The 24,457-nt window shown below is 61.7% G+C and carries 29 protein-coding genes and 3 tRNA genes; 25 read left to right on the top strand and 7 right to left on the bottom strand.

From position 1 onward, the window contains the following. Positions 1-145: 145 nt before the first annotated feature. Positions 146-220 (bottom strand) — tRNA-Thr (locus LOX95_RS03575). 416 nt (positions 221-636) lie between these two features. Here LOX95_RS03575 and murA point away from each other — a divergent pair. The 13 genes from murA (at position 637) to LOX95_RS03640 (ending at position 8,844) form a co-directional block, all read left to right on the top strand. Continuing rightward, positions 637-1,929: a UDP-N-acetylglucosamine 1-carboxyvinyltransferase gene (murA, locus tag LOX95_RS03580; RefSeq protein WP_242913105.1), complete on the top strand. Its 1,293-nt coding sequence runs from the start codon at positions 637-639 to the stop codon at positions 1,927-1,929. A gap of 4 nt (positions 1,930-1,933) precedes the next feature. Further along, entirely contained in the window at positions 1,934-2,434 is a 501-nt protein-coding gene (locus LOX95_RS03585; RefSeq protein ID WP_242913106.1) for a DUF2948 family protein, read from the top strand. 11 nt (positions 2,435-2,445) lie between these two features. After that, the gene (locus LOX95_RS03590; protein WP_242913107.1) at positions 2,446-2,907 is read left to right on the top strand and encodes a UPF0262 family protein; all 462 of its coding nucleotides are present in this window, start codon (positions 2,446-2,448) and stop codon (positions 2,905-2,907) included. A 106-nt stretch (positions 2,908-3,013) separates the two neighbouring features. Further along, a complete protein-coding gene (infA, locus tag LOX95_RS03595; protein ID WP_003164348.1) occupies positions 3,014-3,232 on the top strand; it encodes a translation initiation factor IF-1 in 219 nt (72 codons plus the stop codon). 9 nt (positions 3,233-3,241) lie between these two features. Further along, positions 3,242-3,838, top strand: a complete 597-nt coding sequence (locus tag LOX95_RS03600) for a Maf family protein (protein WP_242913108.1) — start codon at positions 3,242-3,244, stop codon at positions 3,836-3,838. A gap of 5 nt (positions 3,839-3,843) precedes the next feature. Further along, positions 3,844-4,854, top strand: coding sequence for an Rne/Rng family ribonuclease (locus tag LOX95_RS03605; protein ID WP_242913109.1), 1,011 nt, complete (start codon positions 3,844-3,846; stop codon positions 4,852-4,854). Between the two features lie 4 nt (positions 4,855-4,858). Further along, positions 4,859-5,023, top strand: a complete 165-nt coding sequence (locus tag LOX95_RS03610; protein ID WP_242913110.1) for a DNA gyrase inhibitor YacG — start codon at positions 4,859-4,861, stop codon at positions 5,021-5,023. A gap of 81 nt (positions 5,024-5,104) precedes the next feature. Next, a tRNA-Phe gene (locus LOX95_RS03615) sits at positions 5,105-5,180 on the top strand. A gap of 477 nt (positions 5,181-5,657) precedes the next feature. Continuing rightward, positions 5,658-6,575, top strand: coding sequence for a MotA/TolQ/ExbB proton channel family protein (locus tag LOX95_RS03620; protein WP_242913111.1), 918 nt, complete (start codon positions 5,658-5,660; stop codon positions 6,573-6,575). 5 nt (positions 6,576-6,580) lie between these two features. Beyond that, positions 6,581-7,009, top strand: a complete 429-nt coding sequence (locus LOX95_RS03625; RefSeq protein WP_242913112.1) for an ExbD/TolR family protein — start codon at positions 6,581-6,583, stop codon at positions 7,007-7,009. Between the two features lie 17 nt (positions 7,010-7,026). Then, positions 7,027-7,755 (top strand): energy transducer TonB, encoded by a 729-nt coding sequence (locus tag LOX95_RS03630; RefSeq protein ID WP_242913113.1) that lies wholly within the window; start codon positions 7,027-7,029, stop codon positions 7,753-7,755. A 153-nt stretch (positions 7,756-7,908) separates the two neighbouring features. Beyond that, positions 7,909-8,673: a M48 family metallopeptidase gene (locus LOX95_RS03635; protein ID WP_242913114.1), complete on the top strand. Its 765-nt coding sequence runs from the start codon at positions 7,909-7,911 to the stop codon at positions 8,671-8,673. A 94-nt stretch (positions 8,674-8,767) separates the two neighbouring features. After that, positions 8,768-8,844 (top strand) — tRNA-His (locus LOX95_RS03640). Between the two features lie 72 nt (positions 8,845-8,916). Here the strand turns inward: LOX95_RS03640 and LOX95_RS03645 are convergent. Beyond that, positions 8,917-10,761, bottom strand: coding sequence for a patatin-like phospholipase family protein (locus tag LOX95_RS03645; protein ID WP_242913115.1), 1,845 nt, complete (start codon positions 10,759-10,761; stop codon positions 8,917-8,919). Positions 10,762-10,988: 227 nt separating this feature from the next. Here LOX95_RS03645 and LOX95_RS03650 point away from each other — a divergent pair, with 227 nt between their 5' ends. Continuing rightward, positions 10,989-11,909 (top strand): enoyl-CoA hydratase-related protein, encoded by a 921-nt coding sequence (locus tag LOX95_RS03650; protein WP_242913116.1) that lies wholly within the window; start codon positions 10,989-10,991, stop codon positions 11,907-11,909. A 38-nt stretch (positions 11,910-11,947) separates the two neighbouring features. Here LOX95_RS03650 and LOX95_RS03655 read toward each other — a convergent pair whose 3' ends face one another. The 4 genes from LOX95_RS03655 to LOX95_RS03670 form a co-directional block, all read right to left on the bottom strand. After that, entirely contained in the window at positions 11,948-12,871 is a 924-nt protein-coding gene (locus LOX95_RS03655) for a cobalamin biosynthesis protein CbiG (protein WP_242913117.1), read from the bottom strand. Between the two features lie 77 nt (positions 12,872-12,948). Continuing rightward, positions 12,949-13,509 carry a hypothetical protein gene (locus LOX95_RS03660; RefSeq protein WP_242913118.1) on the bottom strand — a complete coding sequence of 187 codons (561 nt, stop codon included), beginning with the start codon at positions 13,507-13,509 and terminating at the stop codon, positions 12,949-12,951. Positions 13,510-13,511: 2 nt separating this feature from the next. After that, positions 13,512-14,297: an exodeoxyribonuclease III gene (xth, locus tag LOX95_RS03665; protein ID WP_242913119.1), complete on the bottom strand. Its 786-nt coding sequence runs from the start codon at positions 14,295-14,297 to the stop codon at positions 13,512-13,514. Positions 14,298-14,402: 105 nt separating this feature from the next. Then, positions 14,403-15,383, bottom strand: a complete 981-nt coding sequence (locus LOX95_RS03670; RefSeq protein ID WP_242913120.1) for a hypothetical protein — start codon at positions 15,381-15,383, stop codon at positions 14,403-14,405. 142 nt (positions 15,384-15,525) lie between these two features. Here LOX95_RS03670 and LOX95_RS03675 point away from each other — a divergent pair, with 142 nt between their 5' ends. The 6 genes from LOX95_RS03675 to LOX95_RS03700 all read left to right on the top strand — a co-directional run bounded on the left by LOX95_RS03675 (position 15,526) and on the right by LOX95_RS03700 (position 20,458). Further along, positions 15,526-16,599 carry an MBL fold metallo-hydrolase gene (locus tag LOX95_RS03675; RefSeq protein WP_242913121.1) on the top strand — a complete coding sequence of 358 codons (1,074 nt, stop codon included), beginning with the start codon at positions 15,526-15,528 and terminating at the stop codon, positions 16,597-16,599. Continuing rightward, positions 16,596-17,360 carry an enoyl-CoA hydratase gene (locus tag LOX95_RS03680; protein ID WP_242913122.1) on the top strand — a complete coding sequence of 255 codons (765 nt, stop codon included), beginning with the start codon at positions 16,596-16,598 and terminating at the stop codon, positions 17,358-17,360. Before LOX95_RS03675 ends, LOX95_RS03680 begins: the two co-directional genes overlap by 4 nt. A 102-nt stretch (positions 17,361-17,462) precedes the next feature. Next, entirely contained in the window at positions 17,463-17,975 is a 513-nt protein-coding gene (locus tag LOX95_RS03685) for a GNAT family N-acetyltransferase (RefSeq protein WP_242913123.1), read from the top strand. Positions 17,976-18,027: 52 nt separating this feature from the next. Beyond that, entirely contained in the window at positions 18,028-18,603 is a 576-nt protein-coding gene (locus LOX95_RS03690; RefSeq protein WP_486598868.1) for a DUF1285 domain-containing protein, read from the top strand. Continuing rightward, positions 18,600-19,241 (top strand): CoA pyrophosphatase, encoded by a 642-nt coding sequence (locus LOX95_RS03695; RefSeq protein ID WP_242913124.1) that lies wholly within the window; start codon positions 18,600-18,602, stop codon positions 19,239-19,241. Before LOX95_RS03690 ends, LOX95_RS03695 begins: the two co-directional genes overlap by 4 nt. Further along, entirely contained in the window at positions 19,238-20,458 is a 1,221-nt protein-coding gene (locus LOX95_RS03700; RefSeq protein ID WP_242913125.1) for a CCA tRNA nucleotidyltransferase, read from the top strand. The genes LOX95_RS03695 and LOX95_RS03700 overlap by 4 nt, the downstream gene beginning before the upstream one ends. Here LOX95_RS03700 and LOX95_RS03705 read toward each other — a convergent pair. Further along, positions 20,424-21,392, bottom strand: a complete 969-nt coding sequence (locus tag LOX95_RS03705; RefSeq protein ID WP_242913126.1) for an endonuclease/exonuclease/phosphatase family protein — start codon at positions 21,390-21,392, stop codon at positions 20,424-20,426. The two genes, LOX95_RS03700 and LOX95_RS03705, sit on opposite strands and share 35 nt — an antisense overlap. Positions 21,393-21,573: 181 nt before the next feature. Here LOX95_RS03705 and LOX95_RS14215 point away from each other — a divergent pair, with 181 nt between their 5' ends. The 5 genes from LOX95_RS14215 to LOX95_RS03730 are packed head-to-tail and all read left to right on the top strand — an operon-like array spanning position 21,574 to position 24,200. Then, positions 21,574-22,995 carry a DUF2793 domain-containing protein gene (locus LOX95_RS14215; protein WP_282452642.1) on the top strand — a complete coding sequence of 474 codons (1,422 nt, stop codon included), beginning with the start codon at positions 21,574-21,576 and terminating at the stop codon, positions 22,993-22,995. 4 nt (positions 22,996-22,999) lie between these two features. Next, positions 23,000-23,161 (top strand): hypothetical protein, encoded by a 162-nt coding sequence (locus LOX95_RS03715; RefSeq protein WP_242913127.1) that lies wholly within the window; start codon positions 23,000-23,002, stop codon positions 23,159-23,161. Beyond that, on the top strand, positions 23,162-23,419 hold the full coding sequence (locus LOX95_RS03720) for a hypothetical protein (RefSeq protein ID WP_242913128.1): 258 nt from the start codon (positions 23,162-23,164) through the stop codon (positions 23,417-23,419). It abuts the gene before it with no gap. Next, a complete protein-coding gene (locus tag LOX95_RS03725) occupies positions 23,416-23,799 on the top strand; it encodes a M15 family metallopeptidase (RefSeq protein ID WP_242913129.1) in 384 nt (127 codons plus the stop codon). The genes LOX95_RS03720 and LOX95_RS03725 overlap by 4 nt, the downstream gene beginning before the upstream one ends. Next, positions 23,796-24,200, top strand: a complete 405-nt coding sequence (locus LOX95_RS03730; RefSeq protein ID WP_242913130.1) for a hypothetical protein — start codon at positions 23,796-23,798, stop codon at positions 24,198-24,200. Before LOX95_RS03725 ends, LOX95_RS03730 begins: the two co-directional genes overlap by 4 nt. Positions 24,201-24,457: the final 257 nt, after the last annotated feature.

Consider the following 24,457-nt stretch of genomic DNA (forward strand, 5'->3'; position numbering starts at 1 on the left):
AACTGCCGACCTCAGCCTTACCAAGGATGCGCTCTACCACTGAGCTACGACGGCGACGACGGAGCGGATAACCGCCCGTACCTATTTAACAACGAGACACTACACCAAACTGGTCTGCCAATCTGCGTTTAAACAGAGAGGCGAATGGTGCCGTCGGGCAGGATTGAACTGCCGACCTCAGCCTTACCAAGGATGCGCTCTACCACTGAGCTACGACGGCGTCTCGCTGAGGAGGCGGCTTTTAGCCAACGACTCTCGGGGGGCGCAAGTGAAAAAATGCATGTTGATCAAAATCTTTGCACGATGTCTGTTGTCTGAATGGATATCTCGGATCGCGATAACAACGGTTCCTCTGCGGCCCCTGCTACGGAACCGCCCGTGCCGGACGCGAAGGCTCCGGTCGCCAAGCCCTTGGACCCCAAGGCAGAAAGGGCGCAGCGACTTGCGGCTGCGCTGAGAACGAACCTGCGTCGGCGCAAGATGCCGGGGGCTGCGGCGCGTCCGGAGCCAAAGGATCGTAACTAGAGGTGAGCGCCTAGCGCACAAAGGTGTGAAACAAGCCCTTTCAACGGGGGCAAAGGCCTTGCTAGATAGCCGATACACCGGACCACAGTGGTACCGGTCCTGAAGGTTTCCATGGACAGCATTGTCATCCACGGCGGCAATCGCCTGAACGGCTCGATTCCCGTAAGTGGCGCCAAGAACTCCGCCATCAAACTGATGGCCGCTTCGATCCTGACGTCGGAGCCTCTGCGCCTGACCAATATGCCGCGCCTTGCGGACACCCGTTTTCTGGGCGCGTTGCTGCGCGAGTTCGGTATCACCGTCACCGAGAGTGATGGTGGCGATGGTCAGCAAACCCTGTTTGACGCGCGTGAACTGACCTCGACGTTTGCGCCCTATGATCTGGTTCGCCAGATGCGCGCTTCGTTCAATGTGCTGGGCCCGCTGCTGGCGCGTACTGGCGAGGCGAAGGTTTCGCTGCCGGGTGGTTGCACCATTGGCGCGCGTCCGGTCGATCTGCACCTGATGGCTCTGGAAGCCATGGGCGCTCAGATCGAGCTGGAAGAGGGCTATGTCACCGCCTCGGCCCCCAAGGGCTTGCAAGGTGCCGAGATCGAGTTTCCGTTCGTCTCTGTCGGCGCGACCGAGCATGCCTTGCTGGCGGCCGCGATGGCCAACGGCACTACGGTTCTGAAGCGTGTAGCCAAAGAGCCTGAAATCGGTGATCTGGCCCGCTGCCTGATCTCGATGGGTGCCAAGATCGAAGGTCTGGATACGGACCAACTGGTCATCACGGGCGTGACGTCTCTGCATGGCACTGACTGGTCGGTGATTCCGGACCGTATCGAAATGGGCTCCTATGCTGTGGCTGCTGCCATGGCTGGCGGCGAAGTTCGACTGACCAAGGGGCGTGCCGACCTGATCGTGGCCCTGACCGATCTGATGCGCCAATCTGGTGTGGAGATCGAGGAAGCTGCGAACGGCGATGTCATCGTTCGTCGTGACCCCACCCAGCGTCTCAAAGCGGTCAATGCCACGACCGAAATCTATCCGGGCTTCGCGACTGATCTGCAGGCCCAGTTCATGACCCTGATGACCCTCGCAGAGGGCGAGAGCGTCATTCACGAAACGATTTTCGAAAATCGCTTCATGCACGCACCGGAACTGATGCGCCTCGGAGCCGATATTACCGTATCCGCAGGCGAAGCCCGCGTGCGGGGTGTCGAACAGCTGCGCGGCGCTCCGGTGATGGCAACGGACCTGCGGGCATCGATGTCGCTGGTGATTGCTGGTCTGGTCGCCGAGGGTGAAACCACGGTAGGCCGCGTCTATCACCTGGATCGCGGCTTCGAACGGATGGAAGAAAAGCTGGGGGCCTGCGGTGCAGACGTCCGGCGCGTCAAAGGCGACGGCCAAGAGCACTGAATCGATGACTGACCCGATCGACAGCGTCCGCGAAGAGCACAACCACAGTGACGGCTCGGCCAAGACCGACCTTGCGCCGTTGCGTCTGCTGGCCGAGGACGCTGACGATCTGCAGATCATTTCGGCCGCGCTTCAGGATGCGGTCATGCGGCCGGTCGATATCCGGTGGGAGCGCAAGGCACGGCGTCTGACGCTGGTTCTGTCGCGGTTCTGCTGGGAGTGCGGTGGTACGCGTGTCGCCTCGGCAATGCAGTTCGGCGACGTCCAGTCGGTCAAGAGCCGCCGTTTGCCTCGCGCACCAGAGAGCCCGCTGGAGTTGCTGGCCATCGATTTCATGCCGACCGAAGCGCCTTCCGGTCGCGTGATCATGATGTTTGCCGGGGGCGGTGATCTTCGTATCGATGTGGAATGCCTTGACGCAGTCTTGACCGATCTTTCAGATCGCTGGCCGACTGCGGCAGCACCGGCGCATCCGGCCGACGACAACACCCCTCTGGAAGCCTAGGCTTTAATGACATGAATGCGGATCTGACCAAGATCGAGATCGACAGCGGCAGCCTGCCTGCCGCGACAGCCGAAATCGAACACGAGCGTCGTGTGGCGATCTTCGATCTTGTCGAATCCAACGTCTTCAAACCCGAGGGCGGTGCGAGCGGACCCTATGTGCTCAAGCTCTCGTCGCAGGACAACCGCTTGGTTTTTGACATTAGCGGACCGGACTACAACCACGTCCACGCCCTGTCCCTGACGCCGCTCAAGACTGTGATCCGCGATTACGGCTTGATTTGCGAAAGCTATTACGAGGCGCTGAAAGGCTCTTCACCCAGCCAGATCGAGTCGGTCGATATGGGCCGCCGCGGACTGCATAACGAAGGCGCAGAGCTGCTTCAGACCCGCCTTGAGGGCAAGGTCGAGATGGACAAGGAAACCTCGCGTCGCTTGTTCACTTTGGTTTGCGCCCTATATCGACGCGGCTGAACTCGACTAATCCACCGTTTTAGTGCATTAGAGCGCGCTCTGATCAACGGCTCGCGTCAACGCCCGGCGCGAGCTCATTGCTGTTTCAACGGGCGAGAGAGGCCGCATGGCTAAGGAAGAACTACTTGAGTTCCCCGGCGTGGTCAGCGAATTGCTGCCCAACGCTACTTTCCGCGTAACGCTGGAAAACGATCACGAAATCATTGCCCACACTGCAGGCAAGATGCGTAAGAACCGCATCCGCGTGCTGGCAGGCGATAAGGTTCTGGTCGAAATGACTCCGTACGACCTGACCAAGGGCCGTATCACCTATCGCTTCAAGTAAGGACGCGCCTTGTCGCGTCCTGACGTCACGGCTGGGAAGTTGGTATTAGCCTCTTCCAGCCCGCGCCGGGTGGAACTCCTGGCGCAGATCGGAATCGTTCCCGATCAAATCGATCCCGCAGATATCGACGAAACCCCGCTCAAGGCTGAACTGCCTGCGCGGTTGGCGCAGCGTCTTGCAACGTCCAAAGCGGCCGTTGTGGCAGAGCGTCATCCCGATGGCGTAGTGCTGGCGGCGGATACGGTTGTCGCTGTGGGGCGTCGTCTGCTGGAAAAACCGGCTGACGAAAATGAGGCCCGTCGATTCCTGAAGCTGCTGTCGGGTCGCAATCACCGTGTTTTCACCGGCATTGCTGTGGTTTCCAACGGTCGCACGTCGTGGCGTGTCGTTGACACTCGCGTCACCTTCAAAACCCTGTCTGATTCAGAAATCGACGCTTACGTCGCCTCTGGCGAATGGCGCGGCAAGGCAGGCGGCTATGGCATTCAGGGTCGTGCAGCGGCCTTTATCCAGCGCATCGTGGGCAGCCATCCGGCTGTGATGGGCCTGCCGCTCTATGAGGCCAGCAATCTTCTATACGGTGCTGGCTGGCGTCCGGCGGCGTAAAGTCGGTGGCCGACTTTCAATATTATCTGGACGAGATGCCGGGCGAAACGCGCGGCATCGTCGTCTCGGATGACCGAATCCACTCTCTATATATAGAGCGCGACAGTGATACGCCCCAGCACCGCTTGGGAGCGCAGAGCGTGGGTCGCATCACCAGAATCGAACCGGGGCTGCGCGCAGCCTTCGTGGATCTGGGATGTGGTGAACCCTACGGCTTCATGGGTCTGGGAAAGAACCAGCGCTTTTCCGAAGGCGAGAAAGTTCTTGTCGAGGTCACAGCAGAACCCCGCGAAGCCAAGGGGCCGGCGCTTAAACGTCTCGGCAACGCCGATGGCGAGCCTCGTCTGGTAAAACCTGCACCACGCGTGCGCGAGATTTTGGAATCACTCGCTGGCTCCAATCCTGTCCGGATGGGACTTGAAGCCATCGAAATGGCGATTCACGCCGAGGAAGAGGCTAGTGCGGCCCAAGTCCTGCGCCCGGAATATGGGCTGGATTTATCCGTACAACGGACACGCGCCTTAATTGCCGCCGATATCGACTACGCTCCGTTGCCCGGCAAGGACAGTCGTAAGGGTAGGGACGCAGTCAACAAACACGGGCTTTTCGAGGTCGCGCGTCTTCTCCGGCTCAGGCACTGGGCGGGTACGGTGGTGGTAGATCTTGCCGGAGTGGGATTCGTCGACGATACGATACTGACGACTGCCAAGTCCGCCTTTTCCACGTTCGAGAGCGTGTCATTTGGCCCATTAAGTCGCTTTGGTCTGTTGCAGTTCTCGCTTCCGTGGCGGTACCAGCCGATCGATGAGCGTCTGGCTCATCCCGCAACGGCGGGTTTCAATGCCGTGCGCGAGCTTCGGCGGGCGCTGCTGACCGATACGGCGTCGCCCGTGTACGAGTTGGTGTGCGGGGCAGGGGAGGCCGCTGTTCTTGCTCCTGCTGTCCGATCGCTGGGGCCGAGAGCGCGACTTTGCGCCGACGGTAAGCCCGGCCAGTACATTATTAGAGAGGGATAGAACCATGGCCCTGTGCCCGATCTGCAAGCGTCACGAGACCGTCGAGAAATACAAGCCTTTCTGCTCGCGCCACTGCGCGGACATTGACCTCAATCGCTGGTTTACCGGCGGCTACGCCATTCCGGGACCTGAAGAAGAGATTGATGAAAAAGATCGCGGAATTGAGTGAATTAGCCTCTAGACAGCCCGAAACACTCCCCCTATAGAGACCACCTCGCCGCGGCGCAGATGGCCGCAGCGAAGACGAGATGCCTGGATAGCTCAGCTGGTAGAGCAGCGGATTGAAAATCCGCGTGTCGGTGGTTCGAACCCGCCTCCAGGCACCATCTCCTTTCCCTACATACGTAAACAATGCTCAATCCGACCACGGTTTGCCGTTTCGGATGCCTGCTGCCATTGTCGCAGGCCATGAAATAGTCATATTTCAGCTGGGGACGTTTCGCGCCAGCGGAGCTGTTACTTGCACAACGATATGCGCGAAACGGGCATATCCCGCAAATTCCTTGCGTTAGCCGATATCGGGCTCTCAACAATCAGGTAAAAGCTATTTTCCGGCCTTGACGCTCCGTTAGGGGTTCGTCAAAGGGACTTTAACCGCATTCCTTACTTGCAGGGCTGAGGTGGAGGGCTATTGTCCTTACTGCAGTCCTCGCCTCGGTGCCGTTATGGTGCGAGTATGGGGTTCGGCGCCAACCGGCGGGGGAGAAATCCGGCGGTGGTTAAGATTTCATTTGAGAGGCGTTCGACTGACGCGGGCGTCTCTTGGGTTCCACGAGTCAGACCAAAGCAGGAACTGGCGAAACATGCTCGATAGCAAGAAGACGAATATCCTCCTGGCCATGGCCGGCGCTGCCGTCCTTATGGCAGGTTCGCCGGCTCTGGCGCAGGACGCCGCTCCGGCAGCTCCGGCCGCCGCAGCCGCACCGGCCGCTGATGCCGCCGCAACCCCGGCTTCGACTGAAGCCCCGGCAGCTGACGCTGCTGAAACTCAAGAAGATCCGGCTTCGGTTAAAGAAGCTACCGGTGGCGGCCACGGCAAGCTGACCCCGATCGGCATGTTCATGATCGCCCACCCGGTCGTTAAGATCGTTATGGCTGGTCTGCTGCTCGCCTCGATCTTCTCCTGGACTCTGCTGCTGATCAAACTGGTTGAGTTTGGTTCGCTGAAGAAGGCCACCGCAAACTTCCTGGATGCTTTCCGCGGTGCTCGCACCCTGGCCGACATCCGTCGCGTTTCGACCTCGGAAGAGTTCGAAGGCAACCCGCTGGCTGACATGGCTGCTGCCGCAACTTCAGAAATCGAAGTCTCGCGTCAAGCTGGTCTGGACGTTGCCGGTGCAAACCGCGGTTCGACCGTCCACCGCGTTGAAACTGCAGTTGCTGCAGTTCAGTCGACCATCGGTGGTCGTCTGTCGGGTGGCCAACAGTTCCTGGCTTCGGTCGGTTCGTCGGGTCCGTTCATCGGTCTGTTCGGTACCGTTTACGGCATCATGAACTCGTTCATCGGTATCGCCGAATCGAACACCACCAACCTGGCCGTTGTTGCTCCGGGTATCGCTGAAGCACTGCTGGCTACCGGTATCGGTCTGTTCGCAGCTATCCCGGCTGTTATCTTCTACAACTACTTCTCGACGAAGATTGCAGCTTACGGCACTCAGGCTGACGGCTTCCAAGCTGAACTGCTGAACACCATCTCGCGTCAGCTCGACAAGGGAGCATAAGACGGATGGCCGCCAAACTTTCCGGTTCCGGCGGCGGCAAGTATACCGTCGAGGCGAACAGCGAAATTAATATCACGCCCTTCGTTGATATTATGCTGGTTCTACTCATCATCTTCATGGTGGCGGCTCCGCTCGCCACCGTGTCGGTGCCGGTAGAACTCCCTCGTGCCGTCGCTCCGCCGGCCCCGAATCCGCCGAAGCCGATCTTCATCTCCATCCAAGACGATGGTGATGTTTACGTCGGCGACTTCAGAACGTCGGTTGAGACTCTCGGTGAAGACCTGAAGTCGCAAATCGGTACGCGTTCTCCTGACGAAGAGCGGATCTTCATCCGTGGTGACCAGAAAACCCGTTATGGCAACTTCATGCAGGTCATGAACGCCTTGCAGGACAACGGTTTCTACAGTGTCGCGCTCGTCGGCAACGAACAGTAAGGGGGCTAAGGATAAGCATGTCCGCTGAACCTCATCAGCCAAGAAACCCCCTTATCGATGCGCCCCGGAAGAAGAAAAAGCTTTCTGCCGGTGCCATCGTCGGTATCAGCGCGTCTGTAATCGTCCACGCCTTGGCAGGTCTGTACCTGTACAAGACGAAGTTCGAAGTTCAGCCGTTCGACTACGTCGACGAAGCAGTGGATGTGGAGCTGATGGACGCTCCGCCGCCGCCGCCTCCGCCGCCGCCGCCGCCTCCGCCTCCGCCGACGGATACTCCTCCGCCGCCGAAGCTTCAGGTGCGCGAACCGGTAGTGACTGATCTGGCTCCGCCAGTGACGGTCAACATCGAGCCGACCAAGAAGGAAGACCGTCGCGATTACGAGGGTCCTCCGGTAGTGGTCCAAGGTCCTCCGCCGCCTCCAGCGCCGCCGGCTCCGCCGCCGCCGCCGAAGCCGTCGGTGATCACCAACCCGCAGTGGTCGCGCCAACCGCGCGTCACTGAGCGCGACTTCCCGCAACGCGCCCTTGACCGTGGTGTCAGTGGCTCGGCTACGGTGGAGTGCACGGTGACCCAATCGGGGTCGCCGAGCGGTTGCCGCGTTGTTAGCGAAGAGCCGTCGGGCATGGGCTTCGGCCAAGCCGCGGTTCGCGTTATCCAACGTGGTCAGCTTTCGCCGCGTACGGTTGACGGTGCTGCTCAGGACGCCAAGTTCGTAGTGCGTATCGTCTTCCCGCTGGCTGATTAATCAGCCTTTGTGGTGACCAAAGTTAAGGCGCTCCGGTTTCGACCGGGGCGCTTTTTCTTTGCCTGAAACTATCGAACGGGAGCCGGATTGCGGCTCTGCGCGTTGGCGACGTACAAGCGGATTAACGCGGCAATGGCCGTTGAATATGAGGACATGACATTGCGCACGATTTCGACTTCGATCCGTCTGGGAATGGCCGTGCTGCTTGGCAGCAGCGTGATGGCGGGATGTGCGTACAACGAGACGCTGGGCCGCAACCAACTGGTGATCATGGACGACAGTGCTCTGATCCAGGCATCCCAGTCGGCCTGGAACCAGACCCTGCAAACGCAAAAGATATCGAACGACCGCGCCATGAACGCGCGTGTGACCTCGGTGGGAACGCGACTCGTACAGGCCGCAGGGCTACAGAATCGCCAATGGGTTTACGCCGTCTTTGATGATGCGACGCCCAATGCCTTCGTGCTGCCGTCGGGTCATATGGGCGTCACGACGGGCCTGCTGCGTCTGACGACCAACGACGACCAGCTGGCCACGGTGATCGGGCACGAGATTGCCCACGTGGTCGGCCGACACGCGGCAGAACGCACCAGCACCAGCAGCCTTACCCAGCTTGCACTTGGAGGCATCCAGAGTGCGGCAGGAGACTATGGTCAAGCCGTTGGTGCATTCGGCGGCATCGGGGCCCAGTTGGGCGTCCTGCTGCCGTTCTCGCGTAAGCACGAACTCGAAGCCGACCGTCTGGGCGTGGATTACATGGTGCGTGCAGGATACCGCGCGAGCGAATCTCTCGTGCTGTGGCGAGCTATGGCTAGCGCGCAGAATCGCGCAGGTACGCCGGAGTTCGCTTCGACCCACCCGTCGGACCAAACCCGTATTGCCGCGCTTGAGGCTTATATCGCCCAGCGGGGCTACTGATTTTCCAAAGAACGGAAAAATACATCGCGTTTGATGAAAAGTGCTCTTGAATCAAACGCTGAGGCTAGGTAGAGAGAGCGCCTCGCAGCGATGTGCAGCCTTAGCTCAGCTGGTTAGAGCGCCGGTTTGTGGAGCCGGAGGTCCTCAGTTCAATCCTGAGAGGCTGTACCATTCCACCGCTTTCGGGCGGTGACGCGAATAAAGAGGTCGGACTGGCGAAAGCCGTGTCCGACCTTTTTGCGTTTAGGCCTTGGTTTCCGTGGCCTTTGGCGGCTTGCGCTGGGGCAGCAGTCGAGCCAGCACGGCACGCACCGGAGAGGGGGCGGGAACCTCGACCGTGGCAGCGGGAAGCGTTTCATGCGGCTTAGGCGCGGGACGTCTCAACGCCTCGACGGGCTTGTCGATCTGCGAAAGGGCTTCGGCGGCGGCCGCCTCGCCGGCGGCAATGCCGGGCTCGAACGCCTTCCATTCACGGATATCGACGCCCTCGGGCTTGGGCAGAATCAGCACATCGGTTTCGGCGCGTGCTTCGGTCAGTTCGGCGCTGGTACTTAAGGTCGCGGCGCGCATCAGGATCGATACGATGGGTGGGCCCTGTTTCCATGCGCCGGACATGATCCATCGCCACCACGACGGAGGGTTCTCCAACTGCTCGGCATTGACGCCGCGTGTTTGCGAGACGTCACTGCCAATCATCGGGCCATGGTTGAACCGGCGCATGACGTCGCTGGGGAAGTTCCGGAGCACGGCCCCGTCCACCAGCACCTGTCCGTTGCGGACATAGGGCGGGATCACCCCTGGAATAGCCACGGACGCGCGAAGCGCATGGCGCAGGAGGCCGTCACGATGAACCTCGATCCGCCCTGAGGTCAGGTTCGCAGATACCGCAAAAAAGGGTAGGGGCATGTCCTCGATGGCCAGATCGTCATAGGCCTCCTTCAGCAAGCTCCCCAGCTTGCGCGCGCGGGTCAGTGCCACGAGCGGGATGGCTATGTCGGATAGAGGGTCATTGCGGACGAAGGCGTTATGTATGCGTGTCTCCAGCTCGTCCTGTGTCCATCCCAGAGCGGGGCCAGCAGCAATGACGGCTCCCATTGAGGAGCCACCCAAAAAGTCGAGCGGAATCTTTGCGGCTCTCAGTACGCGAAGGACCCCGATATGGGCATAGGCGCGCGCGCCGCCGCCGGACAGGACCAGACCCACGGACGAGCCCGTGATGATGCGTGCGATCCGGTGCGCGTCATGCGCGGACCCATCCTGACAATGGAACCAGCGGCCGGGCGTCATCGCTGAAAGCCACGGTTGTGACGGGCTGCGCTGGTTGCTCGGGACGGGCGACAGGAGGATCAAATCGGTCAGTTGATGCACCAGTTCGGTGTCGCCGTTTCGTCGACCGACTTGAGCGGGCGGGGCATTGTTCGGGTCCCCCACGATGAAGAGCCTGTCGACCTGTCGGGCACAAAGATGGGCCCACACCGGATCAGCGGCCTCGGCGACATAGAGGACGAAATCGTTGCTATCTTCCACGCGAGCGAACCAGTCGGAGGCCAGTGTCTTGGCATCGCGGTCGATGATCGTGACGCGATAACCCTCGGCCTGAATGGCCGCATGAATGGCATCCACGAACGGGCGGATCGGGGCTTCACGGGCGGAGACAAAACCGTAGACCGTAGGGAAGTCGGTGCGGCCCTTTTGGCGCGTGCGACGGATCATGACCCGCGCGACTTCGGCCATGAGATCGGGGTGGGCGCGGCTTATCTCGTAGAAGGCAGCGCGGGGCAGGGCGATCACCTCGCTGTCGCGCAGGGCGACAACATTCGAGGTATGGGCCGTGTCAGCCAACATCGACATTTCGCCGACGGGCGTGCCCGGCTGGACCACGCCGATGAACTCCGCCTCCTGCCCCTCGCGGGGTTTGAAGACCCCCAGACGGCCCGATTGAAGAATGTAGAAGGTGTCTGCCGGATCACCTGCCGAGAACAGCCGGTCCCCTTCGGTCAGGGCAAACCAACTGGCTCTGCTGTCGGGATGCTCCGTCAGGATGCGCGCGAGAGTGGCGTCCAGATTGTCTCTTGTGTTGGTTGGCATCGGCTCTGCTTTAGTCTGTTGCAGACAATACCGTTGTTCGTTCGCAACTCGATAGTCGGTTTGCGGCTTTATTGCTGAGATTGACGATACGGAGTGAGCGACAGTGAGAGCATCATGATCCTGTCGCCCGTCGAATGTGTGTCGATGAGGACGATCGTTAAAACCGTTCGCGCTTATCGCGGCGATCCGGTTTAACCTCGCCCAAAGAGCTCTAACGGAAGTGAATCATGACCGATCCGAATAAACCCAGTGACGGTATGCCCTCGGAAGAGGATCTGAACGCACTGGACATCACCGATGCCGAGGCGGCAGCCATCAACAGCATCGCGCACCCTCTGGTTGCGGAGGCGGCTCCGGATGCCAACAGCGATCTGGTGAAGATCGACAGCCTGCCGTCAGGCGTGGTGTTTGTGACGATCAACCGTCCGGAAAAGAAGAACGCTTTCAACGCCGAGGTCATCGCGGCCCTGCACGAGGCATTCGAGACCCTGCAAGGCGCGGATCACGTCCGTGCGGTGATCGTGCGCGGTGCGGGGGGTACGTTCTGCGCCGGTGCCGATCTGAACTGGATGCGCGACGCGGCCGAGTGGTCCGAGAGCGAGAACCGTGACGATGCTATGGGTCTGGCCCGTATGCTGAAGGCCCTGCACGACGTTCCGGCCCTGACGGTGGCGCTGGTAGAAGGTGCAGCCATGGGCGGCGGTGCGGGCATCGTAGCGGCCTGTGACATGGCCGTCGCCGTAGAGGGTGCCCGTTTCGCATTCTCGGAAGTGCGTCTGGGTCTGATCCCCGCGACCATCGCGCCTTATGTGGTCGAAGCCATTGGCGCACGTCGCGCACGCCAACTGTTCCTGACGGCCAATGTATTTGAGGCCGATTATGCGGCGCATACGGGTCTGATCGACCTGATCATCGGTCAGGACCAGATCGACGAGTTCATCACGATGGTCACCGATGGGCTCATGGCTAATGCGCCGGGGGCTATGGGCGATGCCAAACGTCTGGTGCACGATGTGGCCGGACGCGAAATCGACGGGCGTCTGATGGAAGATACGGCCAAGCGTATCGCCAGGGCGCGCATCTCTGCCGAAGGTCAGGAGGGTGTCCGTGCCTTCCTCGACAAGCGCACGCCAAGCTGGGCGGAGTAATCCGACATCGAAAAGGGGGCCGGTTGGCCCCCTTTTTTTTAGCTGATCCCGAGGATCCAGCCTTCTTCGTTTTCGACCTTGGCCACGTCTTCGGACGAGGTGCCCGCCGGAGGTGCGAAGGCTTTTTGCAGCTTGCCCTCGTCGTCCATGGTGGCGATGGCCTCGGCGGCGGCGCGGACTTCGGACTGGGTCTTGTATTCCTTGACACCGTCGGCGCTCACCTGACGGGTGGCTTTGAACAGGGCAGGCCAGACCTCGACGACCAGAGTGTTGATCGACGTCAGATCGTCTTCACCTAGTTCGCGCCAGCCCGTGCCGAACGGCCACAGAGCTGCCGACGTCCCCAGCTTGTCCAGCAGGCGGCGCAGCATCGGCACGCCCACCAGCGTCAAACCCCCGATGGCCCCTGCGCCGTGCATCTGCCAGACGCTGTGCGGGGGCAGCTTCAACTTGCGTGCGGCCAATTCGGTAGCGCGGAATTCGGGGATGTCGCTGCCCGAGCCTTCGGGCGGCTTGGTGGTGGTCAGCCAGCGCTGCGCTTGACTGGCCGGAGCGCCCCAGAACGGCCACGGCTGATCCGTCATCAGGCGGTTCATCTTGGCGGCGACCTGATAGCGGTTGTTGGTGTTATCGGCCTTGTCGACGATGTTGGTCGACAGGAACTTGCCCATCGCGTCCCACGGGCGACCTTCCAGCTTCAGCAAGGCTGCTGTGCCGGCCGGGAAGCCGAAATCAAAGTCCAGACCCAGCAGGACACGGTCGCCGCGCTTGCGGTGCTCGGCCAGCAGGTTCTCCAGCATGGCTTCGCCTTCCGTGCGCGAGGCAACATTGTGGGTCTCGGTGTACAGGCGGAAACGCACATCGCGCTTGGCCACGCCGATCCACAGGGTTTGCTCACCCAGTTTCTTACCTTCGGCGGCAGTCCATTTTGCGATGATGTATGCGTCGAACAATCGGGCCACGTGGGGCTCCAGTTAAATAATAGCGGTTGAGGAGTTGGTTTGTTTCTAGCGGTCCGTGCAACGGACGGGAAGGGTGGTTAACCCTTCACGACCGCTTCGATGTGCGCCAGCCAGCGTCGGGCCAGACGGAGGCCCTCGTTGGCCGAGCCTGTCAGTTGAGGGCCGGAAGAGGTGTTATTGGCCGCAGGGCCGCCTTCCGGTGCGCTCCAGTGGGCCCGCCACAGACTGATTTCGAACTCGGGGCAGTGCGGGTCACGGAACATCAGGCGAAGGATGACGCTTTCGGCATCCTCGACCAGCACATCAAGATCATTGCGACCCAGATGGCGACGCACACGGGCGACGACGTGGCGATCAACGATCACCTCTGCGCCCTCGATCTCGGGGTATTCGAAGACCAGACCGATGGAGCCCTTGTTCCAGAGAACGGCCAGTTGCTCGTTGTCGAGGTCCAGGCCCGCAGCCTTGCCCTCGGCCGGCGCGATAGCCTGCATGTCCGGCGTACCGGACAGTGCATTCTTCATCGCCCTGCGCAAACGCCGCTCGGACTCCATCCACCATGACAGGAAGAAAAAGGTGGTGGTCGCAAAGGCGGCGATCAGGGCGACCAGTAATATGGCCCTGAACGTCTCCCCCATGATCACCCCTCCAAATCTAGGTCCACGACCACCGGAACGTGATCACTGGGCTTTTCCATATCGCGGGCGTCGCGGTGGGTTTCAATCTCACGGAATCGGTCCGCTGCTTGGGGGGACAGTAGGGCGTAGTCGATGCGAATACCATTGTTCCGCTGCCACGCTCCGGCCTGATAATCCCAGAAGGTATAGGTGCCCTTGGGTTCGTTACCCAGTTCGTGGGCATCTGAAAGACCCAGCCATTTCATGCCCTTGAGGGCAGCGCGGGTTTCCGGCTGGAACAGGGCGTCATTGACCCAGTCTTCAGGCTTGGCCGCGTCGTCGGCGGTCAGGATGCAGTTGTAGTCGCCGCATAGGGCCAGCGGCTCTTCGAACGACAGCAGCTCCTTGGCGCGGTCGTGCAGGCGCTGGAACCAGTTCAGCTTGTACGGAAACTTGTCGGTGTCGATCGGATTGCCGTTAGGCAGATAGATGGACGCGACCCGGACCGGTGTGGGGCTTTCGATCAGTGCCTCGATATAGCGCGCCTGTTCGTCGTTCTCGTCACCGGGCAGGCCGCGAACGACGTCCGACATCGGGAATTTGGACAGTAGTGCCACGCCGTTATAGCTCTTCTGGCCGTGTGTCTCGACGTTGTAGCCAAGGCTTTCAAAGGCTTCACGCGGGAACTTCTCGTCCACGCACTTGATCTCCTGAAAACAGGCGACGTCGGGTTGAGCGGCTTCAAGCCACGCCAGCACGGTAGGCAGGCGGGCGTTGACCGAGTTCACGTTCCAAGTGGCAATACGCATAGGTCTTGATTAGGCCGACGAGACGGCAACCGGAAGAGACAAAAAGAAAAACGCCGCCGGGGTGATCCCCCGACGGCGTCTGTTCCATCAGAATGACCGCTAGGATCAGTCTTGGGCCGGCACGTTGCTGCCTTGCGGAGCGCCATCGGTCAGCTTGCAGCCACCGCCGATTTGGGCGGCTTCGGCGCAAGGATAGACTTGCTGCACGACATGCTCGTTGTTCAGGCGAGCGATGAGGCCATCGGTGCCGTTGCACTTGGCTTCATAGAAGCCGCCGTTCGGGTTCGAACCCATGAAACGCACGTCGGCGATGTCGCAGGCTGCCGCATCCGAACCGGCGAACCACGTCTTCACCGTGGCGATCTGCTCGTCCTTGGTGGTGTAGTTGCAGGTCACATTGGCCGAAGCGAGGGTGAGGCAGGAATCGACTTCCCAGCCGCCGCCAGCCTTGCGGTTGATGCGATAGCCTTCGACGCCTTCGCAGCCGACTTCATAGACGAAGTTCTCGCCCTTGCGGCCGATCAGAGCGTACTCGTTCACGGCGCACGGCACAGCGGCTTCGCGAGCCATGTTGGCGATGACGGTGTCATAGTTGGCGTTGGCCGGCAGGGAGCATTTCGGACCCAGAACGACTTCCGGGTTGGCAGCCTTTTGGCGGGCCTGGGTGGTGTCGTTTTCGTAGCAGTCAACGATGGTCACCGGATCGGTGGTCACCAGCATGAAGCCGAAGTCATTGGCGCAGGCGACTTCGAAGAATTTTTGCTGTTCGGCCGTGACGCCGAGCAGCTTGGCTTCGGTCGGCTGGCAGCGGACGCTGTTCGCGGTCAGGATGCCTTGGGCTTCGGCCAGCACTTCTTCGGGCGACGGGGCAGCCGGTGCAGCAGCCGCTTGCTGACGGCGACGGCCTTGTTGTTCGCGGTTTTGCAGACGACCCGGTTGTACGCGTTCAGCGTTCGGGCGTACGTCACCGGCTTGGCTGCGCTGTTCCTGCATGGCAGGAGCGGCAAAGGCCGACGCCGGTGCAATGGTCAACAGGGCCAAGCTGGCGGCGACGCACAAAGCTTGCGACTTGGAACGGTAGGACACTGGGTAAACTCCTCGCCTCATAAATTTCTGGTGCAGCCTTGGCTGCATGAAATCGCAGGGTCAAGGCAAGATTGGGGTCGGACACTGGACCGGCGAAAGAAAATCTGACAAGTCGGAAGCATAGTTTCGATTGGAGACGGACTTGGCCGACGGGACCTCCCCGGACCTGACGCGCGTAGAGCGGGGTCTCACCTATCCTCAACCAGCGCTGCCCGAAGCCGGGCAGGCGATCGAGGTGGCAGACGGTGTTCTGTGGCTGCGGTTCGCGCTTCCCATGGCTTTGGACCACATCAATGTCTTCGCGATAGCGGACGGGCAGGGCTGGGTCATTGTCGATACGGGGCTGTTTACCGACCCCAGCCGCGAAGCATGGGAGACAGCCCTCGCAGGCGCGCTGAAAAATCTTCCGATTAGTCGCGTGGTAGTCACCCATATGCATCCGGATCATATGGGCGGTGCGGGGTGGCTATGTGCGCGAAGCGGCGCACCCTTGCTGATGTCACGACTGGAATACCTTTCGGCCCAGTTTTACATCACAGAAGATGCCGCCCCCGCTTCGGCAGAGGCCGAGGTGTTTTATCGCGCGGCCGGATGGAGCGAGGACGAGATCACGCGCTGGAAAACGCGACGTGGCCGTTTCTCCAAGACCGTATCGGCGCTTCCTGCGCAGTTCATCAGGCTTAAGGACGGCGATGAGCTTACCATTGGTGGCCGTGTGTGGAGTGTGGTGACGGGCGAGGGGCACAGCCCTGAACATGTCTGTCTGTGGCGCAAGGACGACGGCGTCTTCATCGCGGGCGACCAGATCCTGCCCAAGATTTCTTCGAACATCGGCGTTTGGGATACCGAGCCGGAGGCCAATCCGCTGGATGAATGGCTGCGGTCGCTGGAAGACCTGAAGGCGATGTTGCCGGATGATCTTCTGATCCTGCCTTCGCACGGCGAGCCGTTCTATGGCGTGACCTCGCGCCTTGAGGCGCTGTTGCGCGGGCATGAGGTAGGGTTAAAGCGGCTGGAGCGTTCGCTGAAGCAACCGTGCCGCGCGGTCGACGTGTTCGGTGCGCTGTTTGCCCGCAGTATCGGGCCCGAAGTTTTAGGCATGGCGACCGCAGAATCGCTGGCACATTTGAATTATCTCGAAGCCCGTGGTCGGGTCGTGCGTGAACGCGATAGTGACGGCGTGGACTGGTGGAAGATTGTGGAGGAAGCCCAGTGACCGATTTGATCAAAACGCGCGTCGAGAATGGCGTGATGTTCGTGGTGATGAACCGCGCCGACAAGATGAACGCGATCACGCAGGCGATGTACCTGGGCATGACGCAAGCCTTCCAGCAGGCCCGCGAGGACGACAGCGTGCGTGCTGTGCTTCTGGCCGCAGAGGGCGACAGCTTTACTGCCGGTAACGACATCGCCGACTTCATGCGACTGGGTCAGGTGGACGGCAATCTTGTCGACAGCGACGTGTTCAAATTCCTGAAGGCGCTGGCGGATCTGGACAAGCCGCTGGTGGCCGCTGTGCGCGGTCGCGCTGTGGGTGTGGGTCTCACCATGCTGCTACATTGCGATATCGTGGTGGTCGCCAAGGATGCGAAACTCTCTGCACCGTTCATCAATCTGGCGCTGGTCCCCGAGGCGGCTTCGACGCTGTTGATGCCCCGCGTGATCGGCCACCCGCGTGCGTTTGAACTGTTCGCTCTGGGCGAGACGATCGACGGCGGGCAGGCTTATGAATGGGGTCTGGCCAACCGCGCGGTGCCAATGGCGGCGGTCGAGGCGGTGGCGCGCGATTTTGCTGAACGTCTGGCCCAGCGCGCGCCGAATGCCGTGCGCCAAACCAAGCGGTTGATGCGCGATGCGGAAGGCATGTGGGACCTGATGCAGCGCGAAGGCGAAATCTTCTCTAACCAGATGAAGAGCCCCGAGGCGCTGGAGGCCTTCACCGCCTTTATGCAGAAGCGACAGCCGAATTTCGGCTAAGGGGCTGATAACCCACAGCTTAGCTTTGCTGTAATCCAGATTTGGCGGGCATCCGATCAATTGATGATTGATTCGTGTGGCGCTTGGTCCTAGTGCGCGCCCATGAAAACAGTGCACGCGTTCCCGTCTGATACGACCGCCCCCGCCGTGGTGGCGATAGAGCGCGAGTCTGCGGTCGATGCAGTGGCCGTGGATGCACTGGTTATGGCGGCCTTCGGTCCGGGGCGTTTTGCCAAGACTGCAGAGCGCCTGCGCGAACAGTCGGCAATGTTGTCGGGTTTCACCATCTATGACGATGGGGCACTGATCGGCTCGGTGCGCCTTTGGTCGGTGACGTCCGGTCAGGCGCGAGGCGCGTTCCTTGGCCCCATCGCGGTCGCGAAAACCATCCGCAGCACGGGTCTGGGCGGCAAGCTCGTCGCGCGCTGCATCGAGGAAGCCCGCGATCTCGGCTTGGACGGTATTTTGCTCATCGGTGATCCGCCGTATTTCGAGCGCTTTGGTTTCAAGCCGGCACCCAAGGCTGTTTTCAGCGGCCCTGTGAATGCCGCCCGCGTCATGTGGTTGCCCCTGACGGATGTGTCGCCAGACGGTCCGGTACGGCCGGTCGACTGAGCCCGCGCAAATACGGCTTCAAATAGCGGCCATTGCTGCCCATATTCTGCGTATGCAGAATCCGACGGACAAACCGGAAAAGTCTATCTCCTCGCTTCAGGCTATGGCCGATGCCGCAAAACAGGCACCGGGAAGAGGGCTGCCGCCGGTGCATCTCTGGCATCCGGCGCATTGTGGCGACATCGACATCCTTATCCGCGCCGATGGTGTGTGGATGCATGAAGGGTCGCCGATTGGCCGCCCAGAGCTTGTCCGACTGTTCAGCACCATCCTTCGCAAGGATCCGGACGGCTACCATCTGGTGACGCCCGTGGAGAAGCTGAAGATAGAGGTGGAAGACCTGCCGTTCCGCGCCGTCGCGGTGCGTGAAGAGGGCGGGCAACTTGTGTTCACGACCGATCAGGGTGACGAAGCGATCGCCGGTGCTGAACGCGCCATTGTCGTCGAGACGGACGCCGCGACGGGCGAACCGTCACCGCGCGTCCATATACGCGGTGACCTGTGGGCGCGCATCGTCCGCTCTGTCTTCTACGATCTGGTGGAACGTGCCGAGGAGATTGACGGTGCTTTGGCTGTCCGCTCCGGTAATTCGGTGTTTGCGCTGGGGCCAAAAGGGGCAGGGCTTTGACCGAGGCGCAGTCGCAGGCGTTGCGCGCGCTGCTGGTTGCGCGTCTGGGAGCGCCGTCTGACTGGAGGCTCGAGAGTGCGCCGCGCTTTTCCGACTTCGATCTGAACCACGAGATGGAGCGCCCCGAGCGGACGCTGCGTCCCGCTGCGGTCCTGATCGCGGTTATGGAGCGCCCTGAAGGGCCCACTGTCCTGATGACCCGACGCTCAGACTCTCTGGCGAGCCATACCGGACAGATCGCCTTTCCCGGAGGGCGTCTCGATCCCGGTGAGACGGCAGTCGATGCCGCCTTGCGTGAAGCGTGGGAGGAGGTCGGGCTGGACCCTGCACTGGTCGAGGTGCTGGGAGTCGGCGATGGATATGAGACCGGCACAGGCTTCGCTGTCACGCCGGTGGTTGGCTGGCTGAAGGGCGAGCCGAGCCTGAAACCGTCACCCGCCGAAGTGGCCGAGGTGTTCGAAGCACCGTGGAGCTTCTTGATGGATCCGGCCAACCATCGTCGCGACTTTTATGACAGCGAAGGTCAGCCGCGGCGCTGGTTCTGGGCCATGCCTTACCGCGAGCACTACATCTGGGGCGTGACGGCGGGCATTCTACGCCGTCTGTGCGACCGGCTGTATGAGGACAAGGTGGCGTGAGCACGCCTGATCTAACCGCACAGGAATGGATGTCGGCAGAGAGCTCGAAGGCCGTCATCGCTGCCCTGGAGGTCGCGGGCGGGCAAGACTGTGCGCGCTATGTGGGCGGCTGCGTCAGGAATGCGATTTTGGGCGCGCCGGTCGATGATGTCGACATCGCCACCCAGCTTTTGCCGAACGAGGTACTGGCGGCGCTGAAGCAGGCGACGATACGCGCCGTGCCGACCGGGATCGAACACGGGACCATCACCGCGGTGGTGCAGGGGCGACCCTACGAAATCACTACGCTGCGGCGTGACGTCGAAACTGATGGCCGCCGCGCGGTCGTCGCATTCACCAAGGATTGGGCCGAAGATGCGGCGCGTCGCGACTTCCACCTGAACGCCCTTTACGCGAGCGGCACGGGGCAGATTTTCGACCCGACCGGCTACGGATTGGATGATGCACTGGCAGGCCGTATCGCCTTTGTAGGGGAGGCCGAGCAGCGTATCCGTGAAGACTATCTGCGTATTCTGCGGTTCTACCGCTTCTGGGCATGGTATGGCCGTGGTCCGGTCGATGCGGCAGGACATGCTGCATGTTCGGCCTTGGCACAAGGCGTCGCGACCCTTTCAGCAGAGCGGATTTCCAAAGAACTGCTGAAGCTACTCGCTGCCCCTGATCCGGTTCCGGCTGTGGACGCCATGATGGATGCGGGTGTGCTGGGTGTTCTGCTGCCCAAGCTGGAAACTTCGCTGTTCAGGGCTGTCGCGGGTATAAGTGGCGATCCCCTGTTACGGCTGGCGGCCTTGTTGCCGCGCGATCAGACGGTCGCGACCGACGAAGCCAAGCGTTTGCGTCTGTCGAACCATCAGCGGGATCGCTGGCTGGCGGCGATCATACCCTTGCCGAGCGATCTTAATGCCAAGCAGGCCCGCGAGGTGATCTGGCAGGCCGGGGCGCAGGCTTTCGCCGATCGTTCGATATTGGCTGAGGCCGGTTCACCGCAGTTGGCCCCCTATGCGGCACTGCGCGAGATGGCGCGCGACTGGGTGCCGCCACCCATGCCGGTGGGCGGTCGGGATTTGGCGGACTTGGGGATCAAGGCTGGTCCTATGACAGGGCAGATACTCAAGGCGTTCCAAGCGTCGTGGATCGCAGATGATTTTCCCGCGCACGGCCATCATGAACGTCTGGCGCAGGCTATTCGACAGATCGTGCCCGCTGGAAACGGGTGATCACGGGGCGGTGGTCCGAGCCGTTGCGTCTTCCAAGTTTCCTCTCGACCACAACCAGTTCGGGTGAATGCCACACCTGATCAATGGTGATCGCTACGGGCGAGGGCACTTTGGCGGGCCATGTTCCGGGGAAGCCCCCTGCGGGTATCATGCCGTTCGATTGCTGAATCTGGCGTCCGATACGGCCGGACGAAACAGAGTTGAAATCGCCGGCAATTATGGCGTCATCGCCCAGTTTTTCGCGGGCGATGGCGAGGTCTTCGGCCTGAGTAATCTGGGCGTGCTGATAACGATAGGGCCACGGGCGGGTTAGGTGCGCGGCCATGAAGCCGATGCGGCCCAGTGGAGTGGTGATGCGGGCCGAGGCGGAGAACAATTGGTCCTTGGTGTTCTCCTTGATAGGTTTGATGGGCCAGCGGCTGGCGACCAGAGCGCGGGCGGGGGCTACGTTCCGGTTGCCGACAATCGATACCTCGCGATGGGGATGATCCGGCAGCAGGATGTCGAGGTCGGCTGCGGGGGCCTCGCCCACTTCGACCAGCAGTACAATGTCGGGATCAGCTTCGGCGATGGAGGCAGCCATTGCGGCCACGTCGGTATTTCGTGCCCAAAGATTGGCCGAATAGACAGTGATCGTTTCGGACTCTGCATCGGCCTTGGCCTGAGCGGGGAACCATTGGGGCCAGACCGCGACGGTCAGCATAACGGCGGTAAAGGTCGCGAACAGTGCCGAAGGCCGCAGGCGTAGCAAAGCCAGCAGTCCCGCCCACGCTACACAGGCGAGCAGGGCCGGAGCGACGAAATGATTGGCCAGGTCCGGCCAGCGATGTTCGCTCTGGCTCAAAGCGGCCAAGGCCACGCCAAGCGGGATCAGTGTGATGCCCATGGCCAGCAGGTTCAGAATAATCCGGATTGCAGCGCGGGATTTCGTCATGTCCGCAGCGATAGCTGAAACTCCGGAGCGCTCCAAGCATGGCAGGTTTCCAACTTTGTCTGTCCTAACCGTCGCGCGCAAACCTCGTTGAAATAAGGGATTGGGCGACGCTTGCGCCCATTTGCGCGCCTTGGCGGGCGAGCGGCGGATGCTGGCTTCCGACGAACAACGGAGGCCGTGAATGACGGACGATAGCGCGCGGTTGGGCCTGCCCTATGTGATGGCGGGCCAACTGCAGAAACATGTGACGGTGAACGAGGCGCTCACCCGTCTGGATGCTCTAGTGCAAACGGCGGTGGTCAGCCGCACCCGTTCCAGCCCGCCGAGCGTGGTTACGGAAGGCGACCTTTATCTGGTGGGCGATACTCCGTCAGGCGCTTGGGCGGAAATGGCCGCGGGTGATCTGGTGCGGGCCGACGTGGGCGGCTGGGTCAAGGTGGAGCCGCTCTCCGGCATGCTGGTGAGCGTGCTGGACGAAGGCGTCACTCTGGTGCGTGCCGAAGAGGCATGGCGGGGGCTGGGCGAGACGCTAGGCGGGATTTTGCAGGTTGATCGCTTGGGCGTAGGGGCCGAGGCCGACGCTACGAATGCGTTCAGCGCACGTCTGAACAAGGCTTTGTGGGCCGCACGACCCACTGAAGATGATGGCGACGGCGACTTGCGGTTCACCCTCAACAAGCAGGGGCCGAGCCATACGGGATCAATCCTGTTTCAAAGCCAATGGAGCGGTCGCGCCGAAATCGGCCTGATGGGCGACGACGATTTCAGGTTCAAAGTCAGCGCCAACGGTACGACGTGGAACGAAGCGCTGCGCGTCGATCGCTCGACGGGACGGGTCTGGTTTGCCTCCGGCGCCTCGCGGCGCGAGACGGTGGTTGTAGCGTCGTCCGCCACACAGAGCGTTCCGGCATGGGCACGCTGGGTCGAGGCGGTTTGCATAGGGGCGGGCGGAGCGGGTGCCGAGGGTATGTCCGGCACAGCGGCCACAGTGCGTCACGGTGGTGGCGGTGGCGGTGCGGGTGGGGTCAGCCATGCCATCTGGGCTGCCGAGCACCTCGGGCCGCTGAACATCGTTGTGGGCACCGGCGGCACCACTTCGGGCGCGCATGGCGGTGACACCACCATCACGACCCACGGCCACCTTGTCCTGAAGGCAAGTGGCGGGCGCGGGGGCACTGCGGGACAGGGCGGTGCTGGCGGCTGGGGGACCGGTGGCATGGCCAGTTCCGGCCTTCCCACCAATCGCGCGGAATGTCCTTCGTCGGCTGGCGGTGGCGGCTACGGCGGAAGCCTCAGCAGCACAGACGTCGTCAGCTCAGGTACAAGCGGCGGCGTCGGCCATCCCTGCGGCGTCCCATCTCAAGGGGGGGCGGGCAGTAACGTGGCAGTGGGCGGAGCAGCACCTGCAACGGTTCTGCCTGATCTCGGGTGGCTGGGCGGAGGCGGCGGCGGCGGTGCTGCCAGCGCTCAGTCGTCCGGCTTTGCGGGGGGCGACGGGGCCGAGTTTGGTGCAGGCGGCGGCGGTGGCGGTGCCGGTCTCAGCGCTGGGGGCGCGGGCGGCCACGGGGCCTCGGGCGTCGTTCGCCTGACGTTTGTGGGCTGATCCGATGACCCGCGATGTAACCGGCGACGACCTGTCCGAGCTGCTGTTGGACGCGGAGATCTGGGACGCACCTGATCGGCTGAGCGCTGACGAATGCCTCGACGAGATCGGTGCCGACTGGCGCCAGACCCGTCCGCGAAAATCCCGCTTTGAAGAGGAAATGTGAATGCGTAACCCATCTTCTGCACGTCCCAATCTGGCCGAGGGCCGATGGGTGTGGCGCAGGCTCTATGTCTATCTGGCGACCATGTTGATCTGGCTGTTGCTGCGCGATGCGGTACATCGCGCGCCGCCGGAGCAGGTTCGGCATCTGGCGGATGGCCTCATGGGGCTCGTGGCTTTGATGAGCCTGCTCTATCTGGTCGCGCCGTCGGCCCAGCAGGTGGTCAACCTGGCGCGTGGCCACAAGGCGGGTGGCCAATGAGCTTTCGCCTGTCCAAGCGCTCGCTCCAGAGCCTGAGCGGTGTCCATCCCGATCTTGTCCGCGTGATCCAGCTGGCGATCCAGCGCACGCCGGTGGATTTCATGGTCATCGAGGGACTGCGCTCGCCCCAACGTCAGGCAGCGCTTGTCAAAGCGGGGGCAAGCCGCACCCAAAACAGCCGTCATCTTAGCGGCCACGCGGTGGACTTGGCCGCATGGGTCGATGGGCAAATCCGCTGGGACTGGCCCCTTTACCCCCGCATTGCCGAGGCGGTTAAGGCGACCGCCCACGAATTGTCGGTGCCGGTTGTGTGGGGCGGCGACTGGCCCAGTCTACGCGATGGCCCACACTTCGAGCTGTGCCGGAAGATCTATCCATGACTGGCTTGAACAGGGTGCTGACACCAGTGGGCTGGGTAGCGGTTGCGGCGGTTCTGACGGTCTTGTTGGTGGCCTTTGCAGGGTTTGATCCTTTGGGCCTGAGAGCGCGCAAGATGGAGCAGTTGCGGCGACAGGCCGAAGCGGGTGCGCAAGAGCAGCGGGCCCGCCATCTTGAAGCCAGCGAGAACGCGCGGTTGGAGACGCTGCAAGCGGAGGGCGCGCTCCGCCGCTCCGACTTGGCGCAAAACACAGGGAAACTGGCAGGGGAGGCGGGGGATGACCCGACAGGCCAAATCACTTTGGGCGATGCTCGTCTTGAGCGCCTTCGCCAGCATGACCGCCTCGTGTGCGAAGGTGCCGGTTACGGTGCCTGTCAGCCCGCAGGTGGTGCTGCCCGCTGAGGTGACAACGCCGTGCCAGATTGCCCGCCTAGGTGCTACAGCCACGCTGGCTGACCTGGAACAGGCCTATATGCAGCGGGGTGCACAATTGGCGGCCTGCGACGCGGCGCGAGCACTGGCGCTTGAGGTCATTATGACCGAACGCCGTATGCGAACGGACTGGGCTAGGCAAGATTAACCGGGCAGGTTTTTCCTCTGCCGGTTAATGGCATTCGCGATGCCGATTGCTGTGTAAAATAATTGCCTAAAATCAATAG

It is taken from the genome of Brevundimonas pishanensis, from assembly GCF_022750635.1.
In the GTDB taxonomy this organism is placed as follows: domain Bacteria; phylum Pseudomonadota; class Alphaproteobacteria; order Caulobacterales; family Caulobacteraceae; genus Brevundimonas; species Brevundimonas pishanensis.

What these genes read in the sequence shown, in the direction of transcription:
- murA (WP_242913105.1), top strand. Translation starts at nt 637, where the DNA reads ATGGACAGCATTGTCATCCACGGCGGCAATCGCCTGAACGGCTCGATT.
- LOX95_RS03585 (WP_242913106.1), top strand. Translation starts at nt 1,934, where the DNA reads ATGACTGACCCGATCGACAGCGTCCGCGAAGAGCACAACCACAGTGAC.
- LOX95_RS03590 (WP_242913107.1), top strand. Translation starts at nt 2,446, where the DNA reads ATGAATGCGGATCTGACCAAGATCGAGATCGACAGCGGCAGCCTGCCT.
- infA (WP_003164348.1), top strand. Translation starts at nt 3,014, where the DNA reads ATGGCTAAGGAAGAACTACTTGAGTTCCCCGGCGTGGTCAGCGAATTG.
- LOX95_RS03610 (WP_242913110.1), top strand. Translation starts at nt 4,859, where the DNA reads ATGGCCCTGTGCCCGATCTGCAAGCGTCACGAGACCGTCGAGAAATAC.
- LOX95_RS03620 (WP_242913111.1), top strand. Translation starts at nt 5,658, where the DNA reads ATGCTCGATAGCAAGAAGACGAATATCCTCCTGGCCATGGCCGGCGCT.
- LOX95_RS03625 (WP_242913112.1), top strand. Translation starts at nt 6,581, where the DNA reads ATGGCCGCCAAACTTTCCGGTTCCGGCGGCGGCAAGTATACCGTCGAG.
- LOX95_RS03630 (WP_242913113.1), top strand. Translation starts at nt 7,027, where the DNA reads ATGTCCGCTGAACCTCATCAGCCAAGAAACCCCCTTATCGATGCGCCC.
- LOX95_RS03635 (WP_242913114.1), top strand. Translation starts at nt 7,909, where the DNA reads ATGACATTGCGCACGATTTCGACTTCGATCCGTCTGGGAATGGCCGTG.
- LOX95_RS03645 (WP_242913115.1), bottom strand. Translation starts at nt 10,761, where the DNA reads ATGCCAACCAACACAAGAGACAATCTGGACGCCACTCTCGCGCGCATC.
- LOX95_RS03650 (WP_242913116.1), top strand. Translation starts at nt 10,989, where the DNA reads ATGACCGATCCGAATAAACCCAGTGACGGTATGCCCTCGGAAGAGGAT.
- LOX95_RS03660 (WP_242913118.1), bottom strand. Translation starts at nt 13,509, where the DNA reads ATGGGGGAGACGTTCAGGGCCATATTACTGGTCGCCCTGATCGCCGCC.
- xth (WP_242913119.1), bottom strand. Translation starts at nt 14,297, where the DNA reads ATGCGTATTGCCACTTGGAACGTGAACTCGGTCAACGCCCGCCTGCCT.
- LOX95_RS03685 (WP_242913123.1), top strand. Translation starts at nt 17,463, where the DNA reads ATGAAAACAGTGCACGCGTTCCCGTCTGATACGACCGCCCCCGCCGTG.
- LOX95_RS03690 (WP_486598868.1), top strand. Translation starts at nt 18,028, where the DNA reads ATGCAGAATCCGACGGACAAACCGGAAAAGTCTATCTCCTCGCTTCAG.
- LOX95_RS03705 (WP_242913126.1), bottom strand. Translation starts at nt 21,392, where the DNA reads ATGACGAAATCCCGCGCTGCAATCCGGATTATTCTGAACCTGCTGGCC.
- LOX95_RS14215 (WP_282452642.1), top strand. Translation starts at nt 21,574, where the DNA reads ATGACGGACGATAGCGCGCGGTTGGGCCTGCCCTATGTGATGGCGGGC.
- LOX95_RS03715 (WP_242913127.1), top strand. Translation starts at nt 23,000, where the DNA reads ATGACCCGCGATGTAACCGGCGACGACCTGTCCGAGCTGCTGTTGGAC.
- LOX95_RS03720 (WP_242913128.1), top strand. Translation starts at nt 23,162, where the DNA reads ATGCGTAACCCATCTTCTGCACGTCCCAATCTGGCCGAGGGCCGATGG.
- LOX95_RS03725 (WP_242913129.1), top strand. Translation starts at nt 23,416, where the DNA reads ATGAGCTTTCGCCTGTCCAAGCGCTCGCTCCAGAGCCTGAGCGGTGTC.
- LOX95_RS03730 (WP_242913130.1), top strand. Translation starts at nt 23,796, where the DNA reads ATGACTGGCTTGAACAGGGTGCTGACACCAGTGGGCTGGGTAGCGGTT.